28 protein-coding genes are annotated in these 23,720 nt (G+C 67.7%); 9 read left to right on the forward strand and 19 right to left on the reverse strand.

The features are described 5' to 3' along the window. Window positions 1-11: 11 nt before the first annotated feature. The 3 genes from CNE_RS22400 to CNE_RS22410 are packed head-to-tail and all read right to left on the reverse strand — an operon-like array spanning window position 12 to window position 3,173. A complete protein-coding gene (locus CNE_RS22400) occupies window positions 12-1,178 on the reverse strand; it encodes an acyl-CoA dehydrogenase family protein (protein ID WP_013952559.1) in 1,167 nt (388 codons plus the stop codon). A 20-nt stretch (window positions 1,179-1,198) separates the two neighbouring features. Beyond that, window positions 1,199-2,389: a CaiB/BaiF CoA transferase family protein gene (locus CNE_RS22405; RefSeq protein ID WP_013952560.1), complete on the reverse strand. Its 1,191-nt coding sequence runs from the start codon at window positions 2,387-2,389 to the stop codon at window positions 1,199-1,201. 13 nt (window positions 2,390-2,402) lie between these two features. Beyond that, entirely contained in the window at window positions 2,403-3,173 is a 771-nt protein-coding gene (locus tag CNE_RS22410; RefSeq protein WP_013952561.1) for an enoyl-CoA hydratase/isomerase family protein, read from the reverse strand. Between the two features lie 108 nt (window positions 3,174-3,281). Between CNE_RS22410 and CNE_RS22415 the strand changes: the two genes are divergently transcribed. Then, the gene (locus tag CNE_RS22415) at window positions 3,282-4,118 is read left to right on the forward strand and encodes an IclR family transcriptional regulator (protein ID WP_013952562.1); all 837 of its coding nucleotides are present in this window, start codon (window positions 3,282-3,284) and stop codon (window positions 4,116-4,118) included. A 6-nt stretch (window positions 4,119-4,124) separates the two neighbouring features. Here CNE_RS22415 and CNE_RS22420 read toward each other — a convergent pair whose 3' ends face one another. The 3 genes from CNE_RS22420 to flhC form a co-directional block, all read right to left on the reverse strand. Next, window positions 4,125-5,003, reverse strand: coding sequence for a lipid A biosynthesis lauroyl acyltransferase (locus tag CNE_RS22420; protein WP_013952563.1), 879 nt, complete (start codon window positions 5,001-5,003; stop codon window positions 4,125-4,127). A 372-nt stretch (window positions 5,004-5,375) separates the two neighbouring features. Further along, a complete protein-coding gene (locus CNE_RS22425) occupies window positions 5,376-5,756 on the reverse strand; it encodes a hypothetical protein (RefSeq protein WP_013952564.1) in 381 nt (126 codons plus the stop codon). Window positions 5,757-5,886: 130 nt separating this feature from the next. After that, a complete protein-coding gene (gene flhC, locus CNE_RS22430; protein ID WP_013952565.1) occupies window positions 5,887-6,498 on the reverse strand; it encodes a flagellar transcriptional regulator FlhC in 612 nt (203 codons plus the stop codon). A 362-nt stretch (window positions 6,499-6,860) separates the two neighbouring features. Here flhC and CNE_RS22435 point away from each other — a divergent pair, with 362 nt between their 5' ends. Then, window positions 6,861-7,070, forward strand: coding sequence for a transposase (locus tag CNE_RS22435; protein WP_041228585.1), 210 nt, complete (start codon window positions 6,861-6,863; stop codon window positions 7,068-7,070). Window positions 7,071-7,115: 45 nt separating this feature from the next. On the opposite strand, the gene CNE_RS22440 is transcribed toward CNE_RS22435, so the two are convergent. Next, window positions 7,116-7,607, reverse strand: coding sequence for a flavodoxin family protein (locus CNE_RS22440; RefSeq protein WP_013952567.1), 492 nt, complete (start codon window positions 7,605-7,607; stop codon window positions 7,116-7,118). Between the two features lie 117 nt (window positions 7,608-7,724). Here CNE_RS22440 and CNE_RS22445 point away from each other — a divergent pair, with 117 nt between their 5' ends. The 3 genes from CNE_RS22445 to CNE_RS22455 all read left to right on the forward strand — a co-directional run bounded on the left by CNE_RS22445 (window position 7,725) and on the right by CNE_RS22455 (window position 10,620). Further along, window positions 7,725-8,330, forward strand: a complete 606-nt coding sequence (locus tag CNE_RS22445; protein ID WP_013952568.1) for a TetR/AcrR family transcriptional regulator — start codon at window positions 7,725-7,727, stop codon at window positions 8,328-8,330. Between the two features lie 119 nt (window positions 8,331-8,449). Continuing rightward, window positions 8,450-9,418, forward strand: a complete 969-nt coding sequence (locus CNE_RS22450) for a Bug family tripartite tricarboxylate transporter substrate binding protein (protein WP_013952569.1) — start codon at window positions 8,450-8,452, stop codon at window positions 9,416-9,418. Between the two features lie 11 nt (window positions 9,419-9,429). After that, entirely contained in the window at window positions 9,430-10,620 is a 1,191-nt protein-coding gene (locus CNE_RS22455) for a M24 family metallopeptidase (protein ID WP_013952570.1), read from the forward strand. Window positions 10,621-10,636: 16 nt separating this feature from the next. Here the strand turns inward: CNE_RS22455 and CNE_RS22460 are convergent, their stop codons facing one another. Genes CNE_RS22460 through CNE_RS22475 form a run of 4 tightly spaced genes read right to left on the reverse strand, consistent with a single transcriptional unit; the run spans window position 10,637 to window position 15,328 of the window. Further along, window positions 10,637-11,650 carry a Bug family tripartite tricarboxylate transporter substrate binding protein gene (locus CNE_RS22460; RefSeq protein ID WP_013952571.1) on the reverse strand — a complete coding sequence of 338 codons (1,014 nt, stop codon included), beginning with the start codon at window positions 11,648-11,650 and terminating at the stop codon, window positions 10,637-10,639. A gap of 59 nt (window positions 11,651-11,709) precedes the next feature. Next, window positions 11,710-12,690 (reverse strand): Bug family tripartite tricarboxylate transporter substrate binding protein, encoded by a 981-nt coding sequence (locus tag CNE_RS22465; RefSeq protein ID WP_013952572.1) that lies wholly within the window; start codon window positions 12,688-12,690, stop codon window positions 11,710-11,712. Further along, a complete protein-coding gene (locus CNE_RS22470) occupies window positions 12,687-14,003 on the reverse strand; it encodes a DUF1254 domain-containing protein (RefSeq protein ID WP_013952573.1) in 1,317 nt (438 codons plus the stop codon). The genes CNE_RS22465 and CNE_RS22470 overlap by 4 nt, the downstream gene beginning before the upstream one ends. Before the next feature lie 11 nt (window positions 14,004-14,014). Continuing rightward, window positions 14,015-15,328 carry a DUF1254 domain-containing protein gene (locus tag CNE_RS22475; protein ID WP_013952574.1) on the reverse strand — a complete coding sequence of 438 codons (1,314 nt, stop codon included), beginning with the start codon at window positions 15,326-15,328 and terminating at the stop codon, window positions 14,015-14,017. 141 nt (window positions 15,329-15,469) lie between these two features. Here CNE_RS22475 and CNE_RS22480 point away from each other — a divergent pair, with 141 nt between their 5' ends. Together CNE_RS22480 and CNE_RS22485 are read left to right on the forward strand one after the other, a co-directional pair. Further along, on the forward strand, window positions 15,470-16,207 hold the full coding sequence (locus CNE_RS22480) for a GntR family transcriptional regulator (protein ID WP_041228832.1): 738 nt from the start codon (window positions 15,470-15,472) through the stop codon (window positions 16,205-16,207). Window positions 16,208-16,320: 113 nt separating this feature from the next. Continuing rightward, window positions 16,321-16,680, forward strand: coding sequence for a DUF2880 domain-containing protein (locus CNE_RS22485; RefSeq protein WP_013952576.1), 360 nt, complete (start codon window positions 16,321-16,323; stop codon window positions 16,678-16,680). Window positions 16,681-16,685: 5 nt separating this feature from the next. Here CNE_RS22485 and CNE_RS22490 read toward each other — a convergent pair whose 3' ends face one another. The 3 genes from CNE_RS22490 to CNE_RS22500 are packed head-to-tail and all read right to left on the reverse strand — an operon-like array spanning window position 16,686 to window position 17,898. After that, a complete protein-coding gene (locus CNE_RS22490; protein WP_013952577.1) occupies window positions 16,686-17,102 on the reverse strand; it encodes a GFA family protein in 417 nt (138 codons plus the stop codon). A gap of 14 nt (window positions 17,103-17,116) precedes the next feature. Next, window positions 17,117-17,581 carry an SRPBCC family protein gene (locus tag CNE_RS22495; protein WP_013952578.1) on the reverse strand — a complete coding sequence of 155 codons (465 nt, stop codon included), beginning with the start codon at window positions 17,579-17,581 and terminating at the stop codon, window positions 17,117-17,119. After that, window positions 17,578-17,898 carry an ArsR/SmtB family transcription factor gene (locus CNE_RS22500; RefSeq protein WP_013952579.1) on the reverse strand — a complete coding sequence of 107 codons (321 nt, stop codon included), beginning with the start codon at window positions 17,896-17,898 and terminating at the stop codon, window positions 17,578-17,580. Before CNE_RS22500 ends, CNE_RS22495 begins: the two co-directional genes overlap by 4 nt. A gap of 182 nt (window positions 17,899-18,080) precedes the next feature. Here CNE_RS22500 and CNE_RS22505 point away from each other — a divergent pair, with 182 nt between their 5' ends. Continuing rightward, window positions 18,081-18,563 (forward strand): DUF1579 domain-containing protein, encoded by a 483-nt coding sequence (locus CNE_RS22505; RefSeq protein WP_013952580.1) that lies wholly within the window; start codon window positions 18,081-18,083, stop codon window positions 18,561-18,563. Here the strand turns inward: CNE_RS22505 and CNE_RS22510 are convergent. From CNE_RS22510 to CNE_RS22525, 4 genes are all read right to left on the reverse strand, one after another. Further along, window positions 18,560-20,821: a VTT domain-containing protein gene (locus tag CNE_RS22510; protein ID WP_013952581.1), complete on the reverse strand. Its 2,262-nt coding sequence runs from the start codon at window positions 20,819-20,821 to the stop codon at window positions 18,560-18,562. The genes CNE_RS22505 and CNE_RS22510 overlap by 4 nt on opposite strands. A gap of 208 nt (window positions 20,822-21,029) precedes the next feature. Further along, window positions 21,030-21,368, reverse strand: coding sequence for a hypothetical protein (locus tag CNE_RS22515; RefSeq protein ID WP_228772612.1), 339 nt, complete (start codon window positions 21,366-21,368; stop codon window positions 21,030-21,032). 149 nt (window positions 21,369-21,517) lie between these two features. Next, entirely contained in the window at window positions 21,518-21,715 is a 198-nt protein-coding gene (locus CNE_RS22520; protein WP_041228586.1) for a hypothetical protein, read from the reverse strand. Window positions 21,716-21,909: 194 nt separating this feature from the next. After that, entirely contained in the window at window positions 21,910-22,182 is a 273-nt protein-coding gene (locus CNE_RS22525; protein ID WP_013952584.1) for a DUF2188 domain-containing protein, read from the reverse strand. Window positions 22,183-22,462: 280 nt separating this feature from the next. Between CNE_RS22525 and CNE_RS22530 the strand changes: the two genes are divergently transcribed. Next, a complete protein-coding gene (locus tag CNE_RS22530; RefSeq protein ID WP_013952585.1) occupies window positions 22,463-22,606 on the forward strand; it encodes an entericidin A/B family lipoprotein in 144 nt (47 codons plus the stop codon). 39 nt (window positions 22,607-22,645) lie between these two features. Here CNE_RS22530 and CNE_RS22535 read toward each other — a convergent pair whose 3' ends face one another. Next, window positions 22,646-23,650: an AraC family transcriptional regulator gene (locus CNE_RS22535; protein WP_013952586.1), complete on the reverse strand. Its 1,005-nt coding sequence runs from the start codon at window positions 23,648-23,650 to the stop codon at window positions 22,646-22,648. Window positions 23,651-23,720: the final 70 nt, after the last annotated feature.

Below are 23,720 nucleotides of genomic sequence, written 5' to 3' on the forward strand. Positions count from 1 at the left end.
ACGGGGGGGCTTTAGCGGCGCAGCCCGAGCAGGTCGCGGGCGATGACCCAGCGGTGCACCTCGCTGGGCCCTTCGTAGATGCGCATCAAACGGGTCTCGTTGGCCATCTGCTGCAGCGGCAGCTCCTTGGTCATGCCCATCGCACCGAAGGTCTGCATGGCGTGGTCGATCACGTCCCAGGCCATCTCGGTGGCGAATACCTTGATCATCGATACCTGCGTGCGCGCCTCGTCGCCGGCGTCGATGCGGCTGGCGGCTTCGTAGGTCATCAGGCGGCAGGCGTGGATGCGCGTGGCGGCGTCGGCCACCCACCACTGGATCGCCTGGCGCTGCGCCAGCGGCGCGCCGAAGGTCTGGCGCTGCGGCGCGTACTCGCAGATCATGTCCAGTGCCCGCTGCGCCCGGCCGATGCACCACGCGGCCATCTGCACGCGGCGCGTGGACAGCCGCGCCTGCATCGGCGCAAAGCCCTGGCCCTCGGTGCCCAGCAGCTGCGCGGCGGGGATGCGGCAGTCTTCCAACACCACCTCGTAAGTCGATGCGCCGCCGATCATCGGGATGCGGCGCTCCACCTTGAAGCCCGGCGTGCCGCGCTCGACGATAAAGGCCGAGATGCCGCCGCGCGCACCCCTGGCCTTGTCGGTTACGGCCATGACGATGGTCCAGTCGGCGCGTGCTGCGCGGCTGATCCAGATCTTGCGGCCGTTCAGCACCCATTGGTCGCCGTCGCGTTCGGCGCGCGTGGTCATCATGGCGGGGTCGCCGCCGGCGCCGGGTTCGGAAATGGCGATGGCCGACACGGTCTCGCCGCGCGCGTAAGGGGCCAGGTAGCGCTCACGCTGGGCCTCGCTGGCGCTCAGCATCAGCATGCGCAGGTTGGGCGAGTCCGGCGGCAGTTCGTAGGGCGTGATGGTCTTGCCAAGTTCTTCGTTGACGCCCACCATCGCCACCGTGGGCAGGTCGGCGCCGCCCATCTCCGTGGGCGCATCCAGGCCCCACAGGCCCAGTTCGCGCGACATCGCATCAAGCCGCGCGTGCTCTTCCGGCAGCAGCGTCATCTGCCCGCCGGCGGCTTCGCGCGCCAGCACCGCGGGTTCCAGCGGGATCAGCTGGTCGCGCACAAAGCGCGCGACCAGGTCCTTGAGCATCCCGTGTTCTTCGTCCAGTTCAAAGTTCATGCCTGTCTCCTGCTGATTCGTTATCGTTGGCTGACGCCGTGCGCGAGGCCCAGCTCCTGCAGGACTTCGGCGGTGTGTTCGCCCAGCCCCGGCGCATGACGGCGCAGCGACAGCGGCGTGGCCGAGAAGCGCGCGGCGGGGCGCACTTCGCGCAGCGGGCCTTCGGTGGGGTGCTGCGTTTCCTGGAACAGGCCGACGGCGCGCAGGTGCGGATGCTCGACCAGTGCGTCCAGGCCATAGATCGGCGTGGCGGGGATGTCGAGCGACTCGAACAACGCCATCCATTCGTCGGTAGTGCGCGCCGGCGTCAGCTCGGCCAGGTGACCGTACAGCGCGCGGATATTGGCGTTGCGCTGCGCGCGGTCGGCCACTTCGTAGCGCTCGGCCAGGTCGTCGCGGCCCACCGCGCGGAAGAAGGCTTGCCAGTGGCGCTCGGTGTAGGGCAGGGCGCAGATCCAGCCGTCTCGGGTCGGCGCGGGGCGGCGCCCGCCTTGCAGCAGGCGGGCGTAGCCGGCACCGGCCGGCGCGGGCTCGAAGGTCAGGCCGCCCAGGTGCTCGGCCATCACGAACGCGGTCATGGTCTCCAGCATCGGCACCTCCACCGACTGGCCGACGCCATGGCGCTCGCGGTACAGCAGGGCTGCCAGCACGGCGTTGGCCAGGGCCAGCCCGGTGGTCTTGTCGGCGATCAGGCTGGGCACGTACTCGGGGCGATCGCCGGTGGTGGAACCCAGCGCGACCAGCCCGCAGCCGGCCTGGATGATGTCGTCGAAGGCCGGCTTGTCGCAGTGCGGGCCGTCCTGGCCGAAGCCGGTGGCCACGCAGTAGACGATGCGCGGGTTGATGCGCGCCACCTCGGCATAGCCGAAGCCCAGCCGCTCGATCGCGGCTACGCGCATGTTGTGCACCAGCACGTCGGCGCTGGCGATCAGCCCGCGCAGCGCCTCGGCGCCCTCGGGGGTCTTCAGGTCGAGCACGACCGAGCGCTTGTTGCGGTTCAGCGCCAGGTAGATCGAGCTCATGCCGGCATGCTGCGAGACGCCGTTGGCGCGCATCAGGTCGCCTTCAGGCCCTTCGATCTTGATCACGTCGGCGCCAAAGTCGGCCAGCACCTGCGTGGCCAGCGGCCCGAGCACGACCGCAGTGAGGTCCAGCACGCGGATGCCGTCCAGCGGGCCGGCCGGCGTGGTGCGGGTGTCTTGTTCGTTCATCGGGCCCACTCCTTCAACGGCGCTTGAAAGCAGGGGCGCGGCGCGCGGCCATGGCGGCGACACCCTCGCGGAAGTCCTCGCTGCGGAACTGTCCGTGCTGGATTGCCAGTTCGCGCTGGTTGATCTCGGCGATGCGGTCGGCAAGCCCTTCGCGCAGCGTGGCGCGCGTGGTTTCCACGGCCAGCGGGGCGGAGGCGGCGATCTCTTGCGCCAGGGCCATGGCGCGGGCATTGACCTGCGCCTTTTCCACCAGTTCGTCGGCCAGGCCGATCTTGACGGCGTCGGTGCCGGTGATGCGCCGGCCGGTGTAGAAGAGCAGCGCGGCCTGCTGCTCGCCCACCAGGCGCGGCAGCGTCAGGCTCATGCCGAAACCGGGGTGGAAGCCCAGCCGGTTGAAGTTGGCGCTGAAGCGCGCCTCGGCGCAGGTCACGCGGAAGTCCGCCACCAGCGCCAGCCCCATGCCGGCGCCGATGGCGGCGCCTTCCACCGCGGCCACGATCGGCTTGCGGTTGCGGTAGAGCCTCATCGCATGCGCGTAGAAGCCGCCCGGGTCGTTGGCGACCGCGCCCTGGTCGGCGCCGCTGAAGTCGGCGCCGGCGCAGAACGCGCTGACGCCGGACGCCAGCACGATGGCGCGGCAGTTCTCGTCGTCGTCCAGCGCCTGCAGGGTGTCGGCCAGGCGCCGCATGATGTCGGCATCGACAAAATTGTGCGGCGGGCGGGACAGGACGATGCAGGCTACGTGGCCTTCATGGGTGACCTGGATATCGGCGTCGGTTGACATGCGGGGCGCTCCTCTGTGGTGGATCGGCTCGGGGCCGGGATGCACACAGTATTCGCGCCGCGCGGCCGTACCGCTATACTCGAATTTCACTAACTGAAATTACTGACAATGCCGGACGTCGTGCTGCCAGAGCCCTCCACCCGCCGCGTCACGCACCAGACCGGCCGCTTTACCCGCGACACCGCGGGCAGCCAGTCGCTGGAGCGCGGGCTGGTGCTGCTGCGGGCCTTCCGTGTTGGCACCACCAGCCTGACCAATGCTGAGCTGGCGGTACGCACCGGACTGCCGCGCCCCACCGTCAGCCGGCTGACGCGCTCGCTGGTGGATGCCGGCTTCCTGCGCTATGACGTGAACGAACGCGCCTACCGGCTGGCGCCGGTGGTGCTGAGCCTGGCCGATGCCTTCCACCAGTCCAGCCGCGCGCCGGACATTGCATTGCCGCTGATGCGCAAGGTGGCCGAGGCCGGCAAGGTCAACGTGGGGCTGGCCGTGGGCGACCAGCTGGAGATGGTGTACCTGGCGTCGATCCGGCACAGCCGCGACAGCGTGTCGCGCACGCGGCGCGTGGTGCCGGGAACGCGCGTGCCGATGGAGATGACGGCGATCGGGCTGTCATGGCTGGCGGCGCAGCCTGAGGGGGTGAGGGAGGATCTGCTGGCCGGCATCGCCGCGCGCCAGGGCGAGGCCTGGACCGGCATGCGGGCGCAGGTGCTGCGCGGCATTGCGCAGGCGCAGCGGCACGGCTATTGCACGGCGGCCTACCAGCCCGGGCACCTGCTGGCCGTGGGGGCCGCATTCTCCGGGCCGGACCAGCAGCTGTACGGGCTCAATATCAGCTTCCCGTTCAACGAGAGCGAGCGCAGCCGCGACAATGCCCGCTATGCGGCCCAACTGGCGCGGCTGGTGGCGGACATCCAGGAGGCCTGGCGCCGCGCGGCAGGATAATCGGGCTCAGTACACCGACGGCATGCCTGCGGGCCGGTTCTTGAAGCGCCGGTGGATCCAGTAATACTGCTCCGGCATGGTGGCGATCTGGGTTTCGAGGAAGGCGTTCATGCGGCGCGAATCTTCCTCGACGCTGCCCGAGGGGAACCCTTCCAGCGGGTCGAATATGCGCAGCCGGTAGCCGCGGTAGTCGGGCAGCACTTCGGTGGTGAAGGGCACCACGCGCGCGCCGGTCATGCTGGCCAGGCGCGAGGCCGAGGTCAGCGTGCAGGCCGGCACGCCAAAGAACGGCACGAACACCGAATCGTTGATGCCGAAATCCATGTCCGACGCCAGCATCACCGGGCAGCCGGCGCGCAGCGTGCGCACCACCTGCTTGCCGCTGCCGCTGCGCGGGATCATCTCGGCGCCAAAGCGCCCGCGCTGCGTGCGCGAGATTTGTTCCAGCATCGGGCTGGACATCCTGGTGTACAGCGAGGCCACCGGGTGGCGCATCGAATAGAACATGCAGCCGGCCTCGATGCCGACGAAATGGAAGCCCATGAAGATGGTCGGATGCTCCGCGCACGAGGCCAGGTCGATGCGCGAGTCCAGTTCCACCAGCTTGCCCAGGCGTTCGGCGCTGCCGAACCACTGCACGCCGCGCTCCAGGTAGCTGCGCAGGACGTGGCCGAAGTGGTTCCGTGCCAGCTTGTCCCGCGTGTCTGCATCCATGTCTGGGAAGCACAGGGACAGGTTGGTATGGACAATGCGCCGGCGGCGGCTGGGGATGCGATACAGCAGCTTGCCGATCGCATCGCCCAGGCGTGCGGTGACACCGTACGGCAGGGCGGCGACGAGCTTGAAGACTGCGATGGTGAGCGCGGCCTGGAGCCGGTTTTTCATGAAGATCCTAGGGAGCGGCAGCGGCGGGTGGGGCAATGGCCCTGGGCAGGCGGCTGCGCGGCAATAATTCGGGCGGTGTGCCGGCCGGAAAGGGGCGGCGTGAGTGCGCTGTGGGTCGCTGCGCAAGCGGTCTCCGAAGGGCGCACTGTAGCACGATGGCCGCTGCCCGGCGATGACGGTTACTACCAGTAGCAAACAGAGCGAGATTATTGCAGCGCCTGGGAGATTCCGCGGAAATGCCCTGGCAGGGGCAGAACATTTCCGACTGTGCCGGGTGCGATCCGGAGAAAGGAAAATGACACTGAATAATACGCGCAGGCGGCATCGCCACGCCTGCAATAATGGCCGGCGGGATTATCAGCCAGGCATTGCTCAGGGCTTTTTCAACTCGCCCAGATAGTAATTGACCTCGGCAAGCAGGGCGCGGTGGAATTCCGCCGGCAGGACATGGTCGTCGGTCAGCGACATCAACTGGTTGATGCGCTGGCGGAAGCGCTGCTCGGCGCTGGCGCGCGCCGCCGGCGGCAGGCCCGTGGTCAGCGAGCACAGCAGCTCGCGCATCACCAGCAGGCGCGCGCCGTACTGGATCATGGCATCGCCTTGTGTCTTGAGGTTTTGCGCCAACTGTTCCGGCATCGTCTTGCCCGGCTCGCCAGGCGCGGCCGGCGCGGGAGCTTCGATGGCGTTGTGTTGGTCATTCTTGTCGGGCGCGGCCGCGCCGGTCTTTTTTCCAAGCATAGTGATCCTGAACATGGGCGAGGCTCCCTGATACAAGCGGGGCCGGCCTGAAACGCCGGCGGCCTGGATGGCAGAAGCACTCATCATGGAAGCCTGCCGTGCACCGGACTGTGCGGCGGCAGACACTGGGACGCCGTGCGCGGCGTCAGCCGGCCAACGCAGCCGGCGCGGTTTTGCGGCACTTGCCTGCGCGCGCCGGCGGCAGGCATAGCCCGCAGACGTACCGGTGGCGCGCATCGTCGGCCTGCACGACATACTCACCCCGGCAGTCCCTGCAACGCGCCAGCCGCAGCATGCCGCGCTCATAGAAGCGCACCAGCGTCCAGGCGCGGGTAAAGCTCAGCTGCGAGGCCTCGCCGGTGGCGCACAGCTCTTCGCGGTACATGCGGTAGCTGGACAAGACCGCGCGGATCCCGTCCAGGCTGCCGCGGCTGGTCATGAAGCGGTAGGCGCCAAGCAGCATCGAGGCATGGGCATTCGGGCGCCAGGAGACAAACCAGTCCGTGGAGAACGGCAGCATGCCCTTGGGCGGCGACACCCCGCACAGCTCCTTGTACAGCCGGATCAGCCGCACGCGTGGCAGCGACACTTCGGATTCCAGCACCTGCAGGCGGGCGCCCAGGCCGATCATCTCGATTGCCAGGCGAATCTGCTCCACATCCTGCAGCGTGCTCTTGCCGGGACGAGGGGGCTTGGCGCGCGGAACCGGGGGTGGTGAGCCGGCCACAGCCGTGCCGGCGATATCGTGTGCATCCATGAGTCTCCTCCAGGAGATATATCGGAATGGGCGCGGGCAAAGTGCCGGTTGCTGATCCGGCTTGCCCGGGCCTGTCACCGATAATCATGACCCGGCGTGTCATCGTGCGCGGCACGGTTTCTCGCGGGTCCGGGGCTCAGGTTTCTCGTAGTCGAGGAGGATTTTTGGATCGATCGGGGAGTTATAACCATAACATGCATCAACAATCATATTTCCGCGATTATTGTGTGTCATGTACGGCGCCTGGATTTGACCGTCCCCACCCTGGTGTAGGAGAAGTGCCCGCACGCTATCGGACTGACGCCGATTTCAATGGCAGGCCGATGGACTACGCTGCAAGAACACCAACGACGGAGCGACCCATGGCTGCGAACTTCCTGATCAGGCAGACGGCGCAAGGCTGGGAACTGACGGTCGAAAGTGCCCGCAAGGGCCTGGTGCACTGCGAGGATCGCGAAATCGCCGTCAACATCGGCATGGCTGCGGCCAGGCGGCGTGGCGTCGCGCTGATCGTGCAGGAGGAAGAGGGCGGCAACGACACCTCGCGCGGCATCTCACCACTGGCTGCCTGAACGGGCCCGCCCCGCCCCATAGCGCGGTACGGCCCCGGCATGCCATCAGAACACCCCAAGCCCCAATCCCGCTGCCAGGCCCTCACCCAACTCCGCGCAACGCGCCAGGTCCCCGGCTTCGATTTGCTTGGGCGCAAGGATGCGCTCAGGCGTCTGCGCATGCGTACAGACGATCAGCCCCGGCGCAATGCAGTTGAGCCGCCAGCCGGTGGCGATGCGGTCGATCTGGCGCAGCGCATTCTCGCCATCGCTGCCGGCGCAGATCATGGTGGCGTAGGGGCGGCCGTTGATGCGGTCCAGCGCGGCGTAATAGCAGCGGTCGAAGAAGTCCTTCATCATCCCTGCCATGGCGGCCAGGTTCTCTGGCGTGGCGAAGAGATAGCCGTCGGCGGCAAGGACATCGTCCGGGCCGGCCTCGGCAGCCGTCTTCAGCACGACCGTGACGCCGGGCTGCTGACGGGCCGCGTCAGCGGCGGCCTCGGCCATCTGCCGGGTGCCTCCGGTCATGGTGTGATAGACGATCAGCAGCGTTTTCATGCTTGCGTGGGGGCGGTGTGCCGTACGCTAAAGACTGTATCACGCAGGCCGGCGACGACAGTTATCGTAGAATCCGGGGCAGCCATCCTGCGCGCCCGGCGCACGTGCCACCCCTCCATGCCGAAAGCCAAAGCCCCCGCCCTTGACCGCTCCGCCAGCGAGCAGGCCATCCAGTTGCTGGATGCCGCCACCGATCATGTTCTTGCCAATGGCCTGGGCGATCTCTCCTTGCGCAGTGTGGCGGACGCGCTCGGCACAAGCCACCGCATGCTGATCTACTACTTCGGCTCCGGGGATGGCTTCTGGCAGGCACTGTTGCATCGCATCCGCCATGCGGAGCAGGCCGCCCGCCAGCGCGTGATGGTGGAAGGCATGGCTCCCGAAGCCGCGATGGAGGCGGCATGGGAGCGCTATTCCGCTCCAGCCTACCTGCCGATCATGCAGCTGATGTTCGAGATCTACGGCAAGGCCATCCGCGACCGCGAGCGCTTCAGCGGCTTTCTGGAAGACGTCGTCGGCAGCTGGACAACCACGCTGGCGGCGCGCCTGCAGCGCGACCTCGGCCTTGGCGCTGCCGAGGCCGGGCTGCGCGCGCGGGTGGAACTTGCCACCATGCGTGGGCTGCTGCTGGACCTGGTCACCACGGGTGACCGCAAGGGCACGACGGCCGCGCTGAAGTACTTCGCCGCCAGGATGGCGGTGCCTCCCCAAACCGGCAAGTAACGGCTTCTTCCGCGGAAATCCGCGTAAACCCCGATTTTTCCCATTCGTGTACCACGTGGTACATTGCATCCCACGCCTTCGCGAACGAGGCGAATCGTGACAAACCAACAGGGTGCAATATGGATCGGCGACAACTACTGGCCTGGGTGGCCGGGACTGCGGTGGCGATGGCGCTGCCAGGGATCGGGCAGGCGCAAACCTTCCCTTCGAAGCCCGTGCGGCTGGTGGTGCCGCAGGCCGGCGGCACCGGCAATGATGTGCTGGCGCGCGCGCTCGCGGAAAAGCTCAGCCGTGCCTGGAACCAGCCGGTGGTGGTGGAGAACAAGCCCGGGGCAAACGGGATGCTGGCGATCAGCTATGTGATCGGGCAGCCCGCCGACGGCTACACGCTGTTCTTCGCCGGCGTTTCCAACCTGAGCTTCAATCCCTTCCTGTATCCGAAGCTGCCCTACAACCCGGGCCGGGACCTGACCGGCGTGGCGATGCTCGCCAACTCGCCCTTTGTCTTTGTCGCGGCACCGTCGCTCAAGGCCGATACGTTCCAGGATTTCGTGCGGATGGCCAAGGCTCGCCCCGGCGAGATCAGCTTCGCGTCGGGCGGCATCGGCAACTCCACCCACCTGGCGATGGAACTGGTCGCACAACGCACCGAAGTCCGGCTGCAGCACGTGCCGTTCAACGGCGGCGGTGGCTCGACCAGCCTGATGAACGGGCAGACCCCGGTGATGATGAATGTGCTCGCGGGCGTGCAGCCTTACATCGCCGGCAAGAAGCTGGTACCGCTGGCGGTCACCGGCGACAAGCGGCAGCCGGCCTTGCCCGCGGTGCCCACCTTCAAGGAGCTTGGCTATGACGTGCAGGTACCCGGGTGGTACGCGATCGTGGCCCGCTCAGGCACGCCTGCAGGCGTTATCCGCAAGGTCAATGCCGACATCAACCAGATCCTGGACGACCCGCAATTCCAGGAGAAGCTTGCCTTCCAGTTCCTGGATGCAATCAAGGGGCCGCCGTCCGAGGTGGAGCGCCATATGAAGCGCGACGCCGATACCTGGGGCCCGATCATCCGCAACCTTGACATTTCTCTCTGAGGACCGCTGCCATGGCACATCTCACCAAGGCCGTACACGACTATCGCCTGGCGGCGATGCACAGGCTGATGGACAAGCTGCGCGTCGATGCGCTGGTGTTCGGCACGCCAGACTTCTTCCAGTACGCCACCAACTTCCAGCTCGATGTCTGGCCGTGGGAGCGCCCGGTGTTCGTGGTGGTGCCGCGCAATGGCGACACCTTCGCGGTCATGAACGAGCTGTCGACCAACCATATGCGCTTTGCGACCGAGAAGGGCACGGTCTGGCTTGCCGATATCACCTACTATTCCGAGCATCCCCGTGTCTCGAACCGCCTGCCGCTGCCCGCGCAGCTGCCGGAAGTGGTTGCTGCGCTGCTGGGGGCCAGGGGGCTCGGCATGTCGCGGATTGCGGTCGACGTCCAGCATCCGATCCTGGCCGGTGCGCAGCGCTACCTGCCTGAACTCACGCTGCGGCCCGCCATGGCGGAGATGCGCAGCCTGCGCTGGGTCAAGCATGCGGAGGAGCTGCAGGTCATGCGCGAGCTCGGTGCGCTGACGGACTGGGTGCAGGATCGCTACCGCGAGAACTTCCGGCCAGGGCGGCTGGTGCAGGAACTCGACCACGCCATGGCGGCGCTGATGTCAGAGGAGGCGGCGCGGCGCTTTCCGGGCGAGGATTTCGATATCCTCAAATGCTGGACGCTGACCGGGCCGGCTTCGGCATCGCCGCATGGCGATGGCGCCGGATGCGGCGCACGGATCTGCGCCGGCGACACCATCGTCAACCTGGTGCTGCCGCGCCTGAACGGGCTTTATGTCGAGAACGAGCGCACCTGGTTTTGCGGGCGCCCTGGCGGCGAGCAGGCGCGGCTCTACCAGGTTGCGGCAAAGGCCACCGACGCTGCCGTTGCGGCGGCGGTGGTGGGCAAGCGCGTCTGCGACATGGATGCGGCCGCGCAGGCTGTGATCGAGCAGGCCGGCTGCGGGGACTACGTGTTCCATCGCACTGGCCACGCGGTCGGGCTGATGCTGCACGAATACCCGGAGGACATGGCGTTCAATACCCGTCCGCTGCTTGCGGGAGAGGTGTATTCGGCGGAGCCGGGTCTCTATGTCTATGGTCTCGGCGGCTTCCGGCTGGACGATACCGTGGTGGTTGGCGACCAGCCGGAAGTCATCATCAAGACGCCGAAGACGCTGGAATTCGCCACCGTGGACTAGGCGCCAGCCGCGTAGCTCAGTCGAGCGTCACTCCCGTATCCGCCGTCAGTTTCAGAACCACTGGCAAGTAGGCCTTGTATGCGGCCTCCGCCTGCGCCGGCGTATTGCCGAGCGGTTCCGCGCCCATGTCCACGATGCGCCGCTGCATGTCGGCGCTGGCGACCAGGCTGGCGGTCTCGCGGCCCAGGCGGTCGATGATGTCCTGCGGCGTCTTCGCGGGCGCCATCAGCGTGATCGGGCCGGTCAGCCGGAACGGGTCGTCGGCGTAGCCGGCCTCGGCGAAGGTCGGCACGTCTGGCAGGCCCTGTGCGCGGCGCGTGCCGGTGACCGCGAGGGGCCGCAGCTTGCCGGTGGCGAAGTGCTGCTTGAGTGCGGTCACGGAGCCCACCGTCACGTTGACTTGGCCGGCCAGCAGGTCGGTCACCATCGGCCCTTCGCCGCGGTAGGGCACGTGCAGCATGTCCGCCTGGTATTGCCTGGCGAGGTAAGTCTGGATGGTATGTGGCTGCGTGCCCGGGCCCCACGACCCCATGCGCAGCTTGCCGGGCGACGCCTTGGCATAGGCCAGCAGTTCGGCAACGGTCTTGGCCGGCACGCTGCTGTTGACCGCCAGCACGGTGCGCGCGGTGGCGATGTCGGAGATCGGGCGCAGTTCAGTGCGCGGATCGTAGGGCAGCTTCTTGTACAGCGCCAGGTTGGACGTGATCGGGCCGGGAATGGTCATCAGCAGCGTATAGCCGTCAGGCGCCGACTTGGCGACATAGTCGGTGCCAATGATGCCGCCGGCGCCGCCCTTGTTCTCCACCACCACCGTCTTGCCGAGCTGGCGCGACAGGCCATCGCCGATGGTGCGCGCCAGCGTGTCGGTCAGCCCGCCCGGCGGGTAGGCAACGATCAGGTGGATGGGCTTGGCCGGGTAGGCGCCCTGTGCGCCGGCCGGCGTGGGCGTGGCGGCCAGGGCCAGCAAGGTGAGCAGGGGCAGGGCGGCTTGCAGCAGCGGGCCGCGCAGCAGGGGGGCAGCGGTCATCATGATGGCGTTGTTTCCTTGGGATGGATGGTCACGTGTTGCCCTACGTCGAAGGGGATGTCTCACTCCAGCTTGATGCCGCGCGCCTTGATCAGCTTGCCCCATTTGCCGATTTCCTGGTCGATGAAGGCGGAAAACGCGCTGCCCGGCTCTGGCTGCGGCTCAAGCCCCAGCCCCAGCAGCTTCTTGCGGATCTCGGCATCGGCCAGCACGGCCGATGCCTCGCGGTTCAAGCGCTCGGAGACGGCGGGCGGCGTGCCGGCCGGCGCGACCAGGCCGAACCAGCCGTAGCCGACCATGCCCGGGTAACCCTGCTCGGCAAAGGTGGGCGCATCCGGATAGACCGGCGAACGCTGTTCCGAGGCCACTGCCAGCACACGCAGCTTGCCGGCCTTGATAAAGGGCAGCGCCGAGGTGATGGCGGTCAGGGTGGCGTCCGCGCGGCCGGCCAGCAGTTCGGTATAGGCGGTGGCGTCGCCGCGGTAGTGGACATTCAGCAGCTTGAACTTGCCGACCTGCCCGAACAGTTCGGCGGTCAGGTGCGGGCCCGAGCCTGCGCCCGGGGAGGCCAGCGTCACGCCATCCGGCTTGTCCCGGGCCATGCGCACGAAGTCGGACACGGTGCGAGCCGGCGAGCTGGCATTGACGATCAGGAAGACCGGCCCCAGCACGCGCGGCCCCACTGGCACGAAGTCCTTGTGGACGTCGTAGCGCTGAGCGATGCCTGCCGCGGTATTGATGGCGAAGGGCGCGGCGGCCCACAGCAGCGTGTAGCCGTCCGGCGCGGCATGGGCCACCTGCTCGGTGGCCAGGCGCGTGCCGGCGCCAGGCTTGTTCTCCACCACCACCTGTTGGCCAAGCTTGTGGCCAAGTGCCTCGGCAAGAATGCGGGCAGAGATGTCATTGGAGCCGCCAGCGCCATATGGCGACACCAGCTTGACCGGCCGCGACGGATACGTTTGCGCCTGCGCGGGGCTGGCCAGGCACAGCATCGCCAGGCCGGCCGTCAGCACGGCCCGGGCGAAGATTGAGGTCCGATTCATGATGCTTCCTTCATGCGGCGGATGGGTGGATAGCGGAAGGTGCGTTCCAGGTGCGTGATACCGGGCACGTAGAGACGCAACGCTACATAGAACGGCTCCGCGGGTGCCGGCAGCCAGTTACCGGCCAGGGCGTTCTCCGAAGGGGGCTGCGCGCCCAGCACGATGCGCAGGCTGCCATCGGGCGCCGAGCGCAGGGCCGGCGAGCGGTCGCCCAGCGAGTAGCGCTGCAGGGGGTTCTCGACCAGCATGCAGTCCGATTTGCGGTACATGGTCAGCGACCAGAATGCGCCCGCCTGGGGTAGTCCTTGCGGGGGAAACACCAGTTCATACTGGTGCGTGCCGTCCAGCGGCAAGCCGTCGCCATCGCAATCGGCCATCAGGTACATGGCTTCCTCAACGCCTAGCGCACCAATGTAGTTGCGCGCCACTTCGGCGCGCAGAGCGTAGTGGGTGCCGAACGAGGTGCGGATTTCCACCGGCAGGAACCAGCCGCCGCCCAGCGCGGAGGCCCTGGGCGCGGCCAGTTCCGCGTCGACCTGCGTCAGCGCGGTGGCCAGTGCCGCGCGCTGTGCCCCGGTCAGCGGCGCATTGCTGCCGATGCCGGCCGGGGCAAAGGCGCGGACCAGTTCGGCTTCGGCGGCGGGTGGCGGGTTCTCGCGCAGCATGCGGGTGACGACGGCGGCGTAGCGGTCGGGATCGGCTGGCCGCTCGCCGGCTTGCATGCCAGCATCGAATACGGTTGCTGCGCTGGTGCCGTCTGGCCGGCGCAGGCGGATGCCGTCCTGCAGGGCATGTGCACCCGGCAAATCGGCTTCGCCATCGGCCAGGACGCGGCCGATGATCCAGACTGCGTTGGTGGGACAGGGCAGCGGCGTTGCGCCGGCCGGCACCTCGCCGCGCCAGGCTGGCCCATGCAGCAGCCACGTGCCGCCTTGAGTGCCGGTGGTGCGGGTGCCGATATAGCCGAACGGGTTGGTATAGGCGTCTAGCAGGCCGAGCACGTAGTAGCGGCCGTGGCAGTCGGGCACATCGAGCAGCAGCGGACCGCCGGACAGGTCGAGCCACGCATTGGTGTAGAGCGTGTCGTTGTTCGGCGTGACGACCTGCCGGTGCTGCGGGCCGAGCAGCGCGCGCACATGCGTGACGGTGTTGATCCAGCGCAGTGTGGAATCGGGCCCGTCGCCGGCAAAGACCCCGGCGCCATCGCGGCGCGGGCAGGTGGCGGCGCGCATGCGCGCCATCTCGTACAGCGGCAGCGTGTAGCGCACCGCGTCGCACGCCAGTGTGCCGAGCTGGTTGTCGTGGGGCTCCATGGCGCGCTCCATCAGGCAACGCGCCGCAAGGGCGGGATCACGTAGTCGCCGGCCATGAAGCCATCGGTCGGTTGGTAGAGCCGCAGGATCAGGTAGAACGGGCCGTCCGGTGCCGGCAGCCAGTTGTCCTGCGCCTGCGTGGGGCGCTGGTGCGAGATGGTCAGGGTGAGGCCACCGTCGGCATCGTATTGCAGCCCGGGGCTGCGGTCGCCCAGTGCGTAGCGCCCGATGGCGTTGTCGGTGAAGAAGCGGTCGGCGCCGTAGAGCGAGACCGACCAGAACGCCTGCGCCGGCGGCAGGTGTCCCGCGGGGAAGTGCAGGGCGTAGGCGTGGCGGCCGTGCAGCAGTTCGCCGTCGGCGTCGTAGTCGGCAGCGGCATAGACGGCCTCGTCGGCGCGCAGTGCGCCCAGGCCCTTCATCGCGGTAACCGCGCGCTGCATCCAGTCGTCGCCATAGCGGCCCAGCAGCAGGCTGTAGGTCCAGCTCTTGCGCGCATGGCTGCGGGTGTTGGCCTCGATCAGGGCCATGCCTTCGTGCCAGGCGCGGACCAGGCCCTGTTGCACCGCAGGCCGCAGCGCGCCCACATCGACGGCGTCGCCGGCGCGGATGCCGCATTTGCGCAGCAACGACAGCAGGCCCGCGGCAGAAGGCTCGGCAGGATACTCGCGCAGGGCGTTGAAGATGTTGGCGAAGAAGTCCAGCGCAGGCTCGCCGCCATCCTGCCAGTCGCGCACGCAGGCGGGCTGCATCCTGGTGCCGCCGGACAGGCGGAAGCCGTTCTGGAAGGCGCTCGCCGCCGGCAGGTCGTCGGCACCGGTCACCAGCACGCGGCCCAGCAGCCAGACCAGTGAGGTGGGGCAGCGCACCACGTGGTCGCCTTCGGCGTGCTGCCCGGGGCCGGCCAGAACGATGTCGGCGCCGGCCGCGGGCACATTGCGCGGGCCCAGGTTCTCGAAGTTGTTGGTCCAGGCGTCCAGCAGCTCCACCACGTAATAGCGGCTGGCGTCCGCCAGTGCGGGCACGTGCAGCGTGACCGGGCCGTCGGCCAGGTTGACCCAGGCGCAGAAGTAGAGCAGGTCGTTGGCCGGGGTGACGATGTCGCGGTCCTTGTGCGTCCACTGGTGCGTGCTGGCCGACAGCACGTTGACGGGGGCACGGCCGTAGCCCGTGGCCTGGGCTACGTAGGTCTGCAGCCGGCAGGTGCGCAGGCTTTCAAACAGCGGATAGGTGGCAAGCACCAGCGGCAGCGCCGCCGCGGCGGTGAGGGCTTCCTGGGGCGTGTCGATGGGTGCGCCGGCAAGGAAGGGCGCAGCGGGTTGGTTCATGGCGTTGTCTCCGTATGCGTGCGCCATGACTTTTTGGGCGGCGCCGCGAATCTTGTCATTGACGTGTCGGAGCATGTTGTCATGACATGTTATGATGAGTCAATGTTGTTATGATAAGTGGATGCCCGCATCGGACATGACGTGAACACCACCAATCTCGTGACAACAAGCTCCCTGCCTCGCTTCAAGCAGATCGAAGGCGCGCTGCGCCAGCGCATCGTCAACAATGAATGGACTCCGGGCATCAAGCTGCCGTCCGAGGCTGAGCTGATGGCTGAATTCGGCGTCAGCCGCATCACCGTGCGCCAGTCGCTGGCATCGCTGCTTGCCGAAGGGCTGATCGAGACGGTGCACGGCAAGGGCAGCTTTGTCAGCCGTCCGGCGGGGCAGGCGGACCTGGGGCCGTTGACTGGCTTTTTCGATTACATGCGTGCGCGCGGGCACGAAGCGCACGGCAAGCTGCTGTCGACGCGGCTGATTGCGGCGCCGGCCATCGCCACCGATGCGCTGCGCCTGCCACCGGGAACAAAGCTGCTGTGCGTGACCATGCTCAAGTCAGTGGCAGGCACCCCGGTGGCGGTGGGCATGACGATGGCGCCCGAACCCCTGATGCGCGCGATCCTGGAGCACGACCTTGAACGTCACGATGCACTGATGATCGTGGAAGCCCGCCTGGGTTATCGCCTCAAGTACCTGCACACGGAGAGCGCGGCAATCCCTGCCAATGCCGAAACCGCGCGCCGCCTCAAGGTGGCGCCCGGCGAGCCGCTGCTGCGCATCCGGTTCACGCCGCACGACATCGACGACAAGCCGCTGGCTTTCTCCGAGTTCATGTTTCGTGGCGACAAGTTCACCTACAAGGCTTGCGTGCGGCGCTAGCGCTGCCTGGCAGTGGCGCCAGGGGAACTTTTGTGCCGATGCCGTGGCCTGAACGGCATCGGCGCCGGCGTTAGAATGTGGCGTCCAGTTCTGCCACAGCCCAGGAGTTCAAGATGCTTTCGCCGCTTTTTCCGCGTTCCCTGTCCACCGCGCTGGTGATGGCGTTGTCGGTCACGTGCGCGTCGGCGGCGCTGGCTGCGGGGCAGGACGGCGCACCAAAGCCGCGCGGCAAGGACGAGGCCCCGGAGGCCCCGGTTGCCTGCATGAAGGCGGTCAAGGCAGCGCTGCCCAATCCCGCCAGCTTCAAGTGGATCGGCGGCAAGACCCGCAAGGTGGCCGAAGACGCCTACAGCGTGGTGGCCGACGTCGAATACCTGGCGCAGGACGGCGCCGTGCGCAAGGCCAAGGTCCAGTGCGACGTGCTGCGCGCCCCGGGCAACCAGTTCGTGGTGCCCAAGGTCAGGCTGCCGTAATAGGGCTAGCTGGCCGGCATCCGCTCGAATGCCTGCAGTGAAGGATCGATGGCGTCCCACGCCGGCGCGCGGGCGCTGTAGGTGAGGACCTGCGGCACGAAGCGGTCCGGGTCGTCCAGGCTGCCCGCGTGGACCGCGATCAGCTCCGGCATCGCGGCAAAGCGCAGGAAGACCGGCGTGCCGCAGACCGGGCAAAAGGCGTGGACCTTCACGTTGCCGCTGTCGCCCGCGACCTCCCAGTGCGTGGCTTCACCAGCGATGGTCATCTCGGCGCGCGCGGGAAAGGTCAGGTAGGAGCCGTGCCCGGTGCCGCTGCGCCGCTGGCAGTCGCGGCACTGGCAGTGGTTCTGGAAGACGGGCGCGTGCCTGGTTGCGTAGCGGATCGCGCCGCACGCGCATCCGCCGGTGTAGGGCTGGGTCATGAGCAACTCCCGGTTCAGGCTGCCTTCGGCTTGGCGAAGACGTCGATGGCCTGCCCTGTTTCCAGAAGGGACTTCAGGCTGGAAAGAACAATCGGCCAGCCCTGCCTGATGGCCTTGTCCATCCCGCTGCCGGCCTCGAGTTCGTCATGGGTGACGGTCAGCCGCACCATCTCCTCGTACGCCTCGATGTCGAAGCTCACGCGGCTGTAGCTGGCCGGATCGGCGGCCTGCGAGGGGCTCGCCCACGTGATGACCAGGCGCGTCGGCGGCGCGGCCTCGACTACCTTGCCGACCACCTGGACCGTGCGCTGCTCGTTGGCGCGCACGTGCTCCCAGGCCGATCCGGGCTTCCAGTCGGAGACGTTCTCGTGGCCCCAGTAGCGTCGCGCGATCTCCGGTTTCGTGATGGCCTCGAACACTTTATCCGGCGTCGAGCGGATGTAGGTCACATAAACGAAGCTGGTCTTCTCCTGGCTCATTGCTGATCTCCTTCGAGTTCGTTCTTCAGGTCGTGCAGCAGGCTGAGCCGCTGACGTTCGAATTTCCGCACCCAGCGCTCGTAGACCTCGTGCAGCGGCACCGGGTTGATGAAATGCAGCTTCTCCCGGCCACGCCGGACCGTGCTCACCAGGTTGGCCGCCTCGAGGATCCCGAGGTGCTGGGTGGCTGATTGCCGCGCCATGTTCAGGTGCTCGCAGAGTTCGCCCAGCGTCTGCCCGTTCCGCTCGTACAGCAGGTCGAGCAGCTTTCTGCGTGTCGGGTCGCCCAGCGCCTTGAAAACCTTGTCAGCGTCCATCCCATCCGTTGTGTTTGTGCATGAGGGGAGTATATGCAGGCAAATACCTGCATGTCAATCAGCGCGTCAGGCCAACGCAGCACAGCCAATTGCAGGCAAAAGTGGACACTGTCCATTTCATTTGCTAGGCTATGTGTACGGCATCCACAAGCATCTGTGGCTGCAACCCAAGGGGACCGCGAATGAAGACCGAAGCGCAGAAGGAGCACCGCTGGCTGCGACGGCTGGTGGGCAACTGGATCGCCGAAGGCGACGCATCGATGGGACCGGACCAGCCGGTGCAGAAGTGGGAGATCCCCGAGCGCGTGAGCAGCGTCGGCGACGTCTGGGTCCAGTGCGTGACGCAGGGCGACATGCCCGGCTGCGGCCCGTCCACCACGGTCATGACGCTCGGCTACGACCCCGCCCGCAAGCATTTCGTGGGGACCTTCATCGGCTCGATGATGACCCACCTGTGGATCTATGAAGGCGAGCTCGACAGCGGCGGCCAGCAACTGACGCTGCGTGCCGAGGGGCCGGATTGTTCCGGCAATGGCCGCATCGCCCAGTACCGCGACGTGATCACCTTCACCGACGACGACCACCGCACGCTGACGTCCTACATGCTGGGCGAGAACGGCGAGTGGGCCCAGTTCATGAACGCCAGCTATCGCCGCCAGCGTTAGGCCTGGCGGCGCAGTGCCGCCAGCCGTGCCAGCCGCCCGCGGGGGCCGGGCGGATCGTCTTGCGGGCGCGCGGCGCCGCCCTCGGCACGGCGCCGGCGCCGGCGGCGCAGCACCAGCAGCAGCGACGCCGGCACCAGCAGCACCAGCGCCAGCAAGGCGAAGGTGAACAGGCCCGGATCGCGCGCCGCGGCGGCGACGCGGTTCACCAGGCAGGCAGCCACCACAATGCTGGGCAGCATGCCCAGCGCGGTGCCGAGCAGGCAGTCGCGCAGGCTGATGCGCGATGCACCGATCACCAGGTTGACCAGCGCGAACGGTGCAATCGGCACCAGCCGCAGCACCACCATCGCCACCACCCCGTGCTTGCCCAGCTGGTGGCTGACCCGGTTCAGCCGCCTGCCGCCAAAGCGGCGCACGGCATTGCGCCCCAGCAAGCGGCCGGCCAGGTAGCCCGCGCCGGTGCTCAGAACGGTGCCGCACAGCGCCAGCGCGGCGCCATAGAGCGGGCCGAATATGACCACGGTCACCAGGATCAGCAGCGTCACCGGCAGCATCGTCACCGCGCCGGCCAGGTAGACGCCAATCATCGCCAGCGGTGCCAGCGGCATCTCGTCCAGTTGCTCGACCACACTGAGCAGCGCGCGGAAGTCTGCCCATTCGCGCAGCGGCGTATGGCGCCACGCAAACGCCAGCCCCGCCAGCAGCAGCGCCAGCGCCACCATCATCCCGACGCGCCCGAGCACGCGCGGGCGTGCCTCATGGCTGACGAACTCGGCCAGGACCTGGTCGCTGTCGATCGGCTCGATCGGGTCCAGCAGGCTGGCCGCCGGCGAGGCGGCATCGACATCGTCCGGCAACGGCGGCTCGTAGGCTTCCAGCGAGCGCCCGTCCGCGCGCTGCAGGTTGCGGATGGCCGCAAGCACGCTGCGGGTGGCGGCGACCTCGGCCTGGAAGGCTTCGGGTGCCACATCCAGGTGCTCGCCCAGCAGCCGTGCGCGCATGGCGGCAATGGCCGCCTGCACGCGCGGGTCGCCGCCCGACATCACCACGATATTGCACTCGGTATCCAGCCCCAGCGAGCGGTTGCTGAGGTTGGATGAGCCGATGGTGATGAGGTCGTCGTCGATCACCGTGACCTTGCTATGCACGTTGACGCATTCGGGCATCAGGCCCGGAATCGACGGGCAGTACAGGCAGAAGCGTTCCTGCGTGTCGGCTGCGCGCAGGCGGCGGTACAGGCGCGCGCGCAGCACGCCCATGCTGTGCGCTTCGAGCCAGCCGCTCTCGTTGCGTCTCGACACCAGCACGATAACAGGGCCGTCCTCGTGCCCCAGCCGTGCCTCCAGCGCCTTGGCGATCTCGTGCGAACTGAAGTACTGGTTCTCCATGTAGATGCTGTGCCGGGCGGAGGCGATAGCATCGCGCAGCAGCATGCGGATCTCGCTGACACCGGGCTCGTCCTCGCACATGGGCATGGTGCGGGCGATGGCGACGCGCACGTCGGTCAGCTCCGGCGCCAGGCCTGGCGGCCACGGGTCTGACGAGGTGGCCGCAACCGGGCGCGGCTGGCTGCCGCTGGCGCGCAGCCAGCGCGCCGCGCACAGGGTGCCCAGCGCCGCCGCGGCGGGGCCGTCGAGCGCGCACTGCACGTCATGGAAGGGCGGGTAGGGCTTGCCTTCGGCCACGCGCAGCGGCGCGCCGGGGGCATGGCAGCTGTCGTCCCAGCGGCGTAGCGTCAGGTCCAGCCCGCCGACAAAGGCGAGCTTGTTGTCGATGACGACCACCTTCTGGTGGTGCGAGGCGCCGGGGGGATGGTTGCCGTCAAGCCGGAACGACAGGTGCCGGTGCGCCTGCCAGTGCGCGCTGGCGGACGGCAGCCACTCGCGCTCCATCGCCATCACCATGGCGTAGTCCCAGCTCAGGATGTAGATGCGCAGTTCGGGGCGCTGGTCCGCCAGCGCGCACAGGAAGTCTCGCAGGCCCGCCGGCAGGCCGTCCTGCGCGCCCTGCGGCACCAATTCCATGCGGCTGTCGATATCCCAGCCCAGGATGAAGATGGTGTGCTCGGCTCGCGGCAGCGCTTCGCGCAGCGCGCGGAAGTAGGCGTCGGCGTCGACCAGCATGGCAAAGCGCTGGCAGGACTCGACGCGCCAGCAATTGCGCCCCGGCTCCGGCGTAAAGCCGAGCGGGGCCTGGCAATCATGCGGAGGGCCAGTGGCGGGGGGCGCGGTGGTGCCGGGCGGGTTGTGTTGCCTCATGTCGCACGCTTCGGGGAGGTTTAGCCAGAAGCGTCGCGCAAGTTCCGTACCGGCGCGGCACGTGGGCTGCCCCCCAAGCGTGCAGGCGGCGCCCCAGGGGGTAAAGGCAAGCCTTGGCCGGTTCAGGCGCGTGTGCGCTTTACCTGCCTTTGTAAGAACGGCATGCCGACGAGGGCGAGTCGGAAGACCCCGCTATGCGGCGAAGACGCTACGACGGATGGCTGCGCCGCAGCGTGGTAGGGCGGGCAATGCCCCAGACATCCAGCAGCGGCTCGAAATGCGGCTTGCTTTCGCGCGGTGCCGGCGCCACGCGCCGCGGCGGCGGCAAGGGCCGGCCGGTCAGCACTAGCGGGGTATCTGCCTCGGCCGGCGATTCAGGCTCTCCGGCGTAGGCGACCACGCCCATCTGGCGGGCGGACTTCAGCGCACGCGTCAGTTCCGCGGCGTTCAGGCGGCTGGCGGCGGCAAGCTGGTGCCGGGGCATGGGCCCCTTGGCACGCAGGCTGGAAATCAACGCCATCACGCATTCCCGGGTGGTTCGATTCATTTCGCTGCGTCAGGAAAAGGGTTGCAGCGGTGGGCTCGCCAATCGAGCCTGCCGCGTACGGTACCCATTCTTTCGCAGGGGTCATATCCTTGCCAACCGGATATGACACTTGTTCACATTTCCGAGCGCAGAGAGGAATCTTCCCTAATCTAATGCCGCGTTTCCGGGTCGCCGGCCGGAAATCTGCGATCCGCGCCGTCGCGCAGGGTCAGCATCGTGCCATGCCGGCGCCACTTGCGCGCGTGCCTGGCATGGATGTCTTCGGCAAGCTCGTGCAGTTCGGCAACCCTGGCGTCGATCGGGTCGGGATAGATGTCCAGCGGGCGGTACCTGAGGAACAGGCGCATGGGGGTCTCGGTTGGTTCTGGATAATGGCGTGCCTTGATTCCAGTATCGGTGACGGACCCATAGCTTTCACGAACGGAGGCGTAACACATTGATTTCACTCAATGTGTTTCCTGCAATGGACTGTTGTGCCCGCATTGGCCGCGGGCCCGGGGAGGTAGGGGGTGGGGCCGGCCGCTGGCGGTGGCCGGGGGGCTCAGTAGCCGATGCGGGCGGTGCCGCGTGCGTCCCGGCAATAGATCTTGCGCTCGCGCACCAGGCCGTCGCGGCCGTGGATGCACAACGGCAGGCCATCCTCGCGCGCGCGCATCCAGCCGGCCGCAATCGCGGCTTCCTGGGTCGGGAAATGCAGCGCGGTGTCGTCGCCACCGTTCTCCAGGCCCTCAATGGTGAGTGCCCATGCGCCGTCGCCGGCGTATTCGGTGTTGTCGGTTGCGGCGGGAAGCACGTGGATGCTGCGTGACGTCATGGTGTTCTCCGGAGGGCTTGGACTGACTGTTGACTTTTAAGCGATGGCGCTGCCGCGGGGTATCCGTCGCTGTCCTACAAGCACAAGCACAAGCGCGTACGCGGTGACGGCCGGTCGCGCCGTCGGCTGACATCCCGGTAGGACGAAAGCCGACTTTGCGCGCTGCGGTGCGTTGCTACGATCCAATTGCCGGTCGGGCAAGCGGCTGCCCGGTCAAGTCATTCCGATCCACTCCATCCTGGCGGCGCATGCCGCATCCACACGAAGCAAGGAGATCGTCATGAGAAAGCTATTCGCATTGTTTGCCCTCGCTGGCGTGCTGCTGGTCACGGGTTGCAACACCATTTCCGGTGCGGGCAAGGACATCGAACGTGGCGGCGAGAAGGTGCAGGGCGCGGCGGAAAATACCAAGCAGAAGATGTAAGTCCCGCTGCCCGCCGCCCGGGCATTTGCCACGGCGAATTCAATGTGCGGCCGCCGCCGGAGCCTGCCCCGCGTCGATGTAGTTGCGGCGCCAGCTGGCGGGCGGCAGGCCGAACTCGCGCTTGAACGCGCGGCTGAACGCGGCCTCCGAGTCGTAGCCGACCGCGCCCGCGACCTCGCTGATGGAACGGTTGCCGCTGCGCAGTTCGGCCGCCGCGGAGCGCAGCCGCCAGTGCGCCAGGTACTGCATCGGTGGCTGCCCCAGCAGGTCGGTAAAGCGCTGCGCCAGCGCCGAGCGCGACAGCCCCACGTTGCCAGCCAGTTCATCGACCGTCCACGGATAGGCGGGCCGCGCATGCATGCGCGACAGCGCCCGCCCCACATAGCGGTCGCGCAGCGCGGCGAGCCAGCCGCTTTCATTGTCAGGCAGAGTGTCGATGCAGCGCCGCACTGCCTGCACGAACAGCAGCTCAGACAGCTTGGCCAGCACCGTGGCGGTGCCCGCACGCGGTTCCGCCGCTTCCGAGGTGGCAAAGGCCAGCGCCGATGCCAGCCATGCCGATTCCAGCCCGCTGCCCAGCCCCACCTTGAACAGCCGCGGCAGCGACGTCAGCAAGGGATTGCCCATGGTGTCGTCGAACCCCAGGAAGCCGCACACCATGCGCGTGGTTTCGCCGCCGCCGCCGTAGGACACGCGCATGACCTCGCCCGGGCTGTTGCGCAGCATGTCGTACACCAGCGGAGCGGATGGCAGTGGCTGCAGGCGCAGGTCGCTGCCCAGTACGTGCGGCTCGCCCTGCGGCACCACCAGCAGTTCGCCGGTATCGACGCGCACGCCCGGGCCGGTGCCGTCGACCAGGCGCGCCCAGCAGACGCCTTCGGTAATCAGGTGGTAGGAGACGACGCGGTCGGCGCGGGGCAGGAAGGCGGCGCGCAATTCAGCATCCGCTTCACTGATCAGGCACCACGGCGACTTGAACTCGCCGTTCAGGAACACGGCGCCGCTTAGCTGCACGGCGCGCAAGAGGTCGGACAAGGCATCCATGGTCACATTCCTCCAGATCCGGTGTTTCGCGCAAGAAAGCCGGACGCCCGATCATACGGGCGAGGGGACC

The organism is Cupriavidus necator N-1 (assembly GCF_000219215.1).
Taxonomy (GTDB): domain Bacteria; phylum Pseudomonadota; class Gammaproteobacteria; order Burkholderiales; family Burkholderiaceae; genus Cupriavidus; species Cupriavidus necator.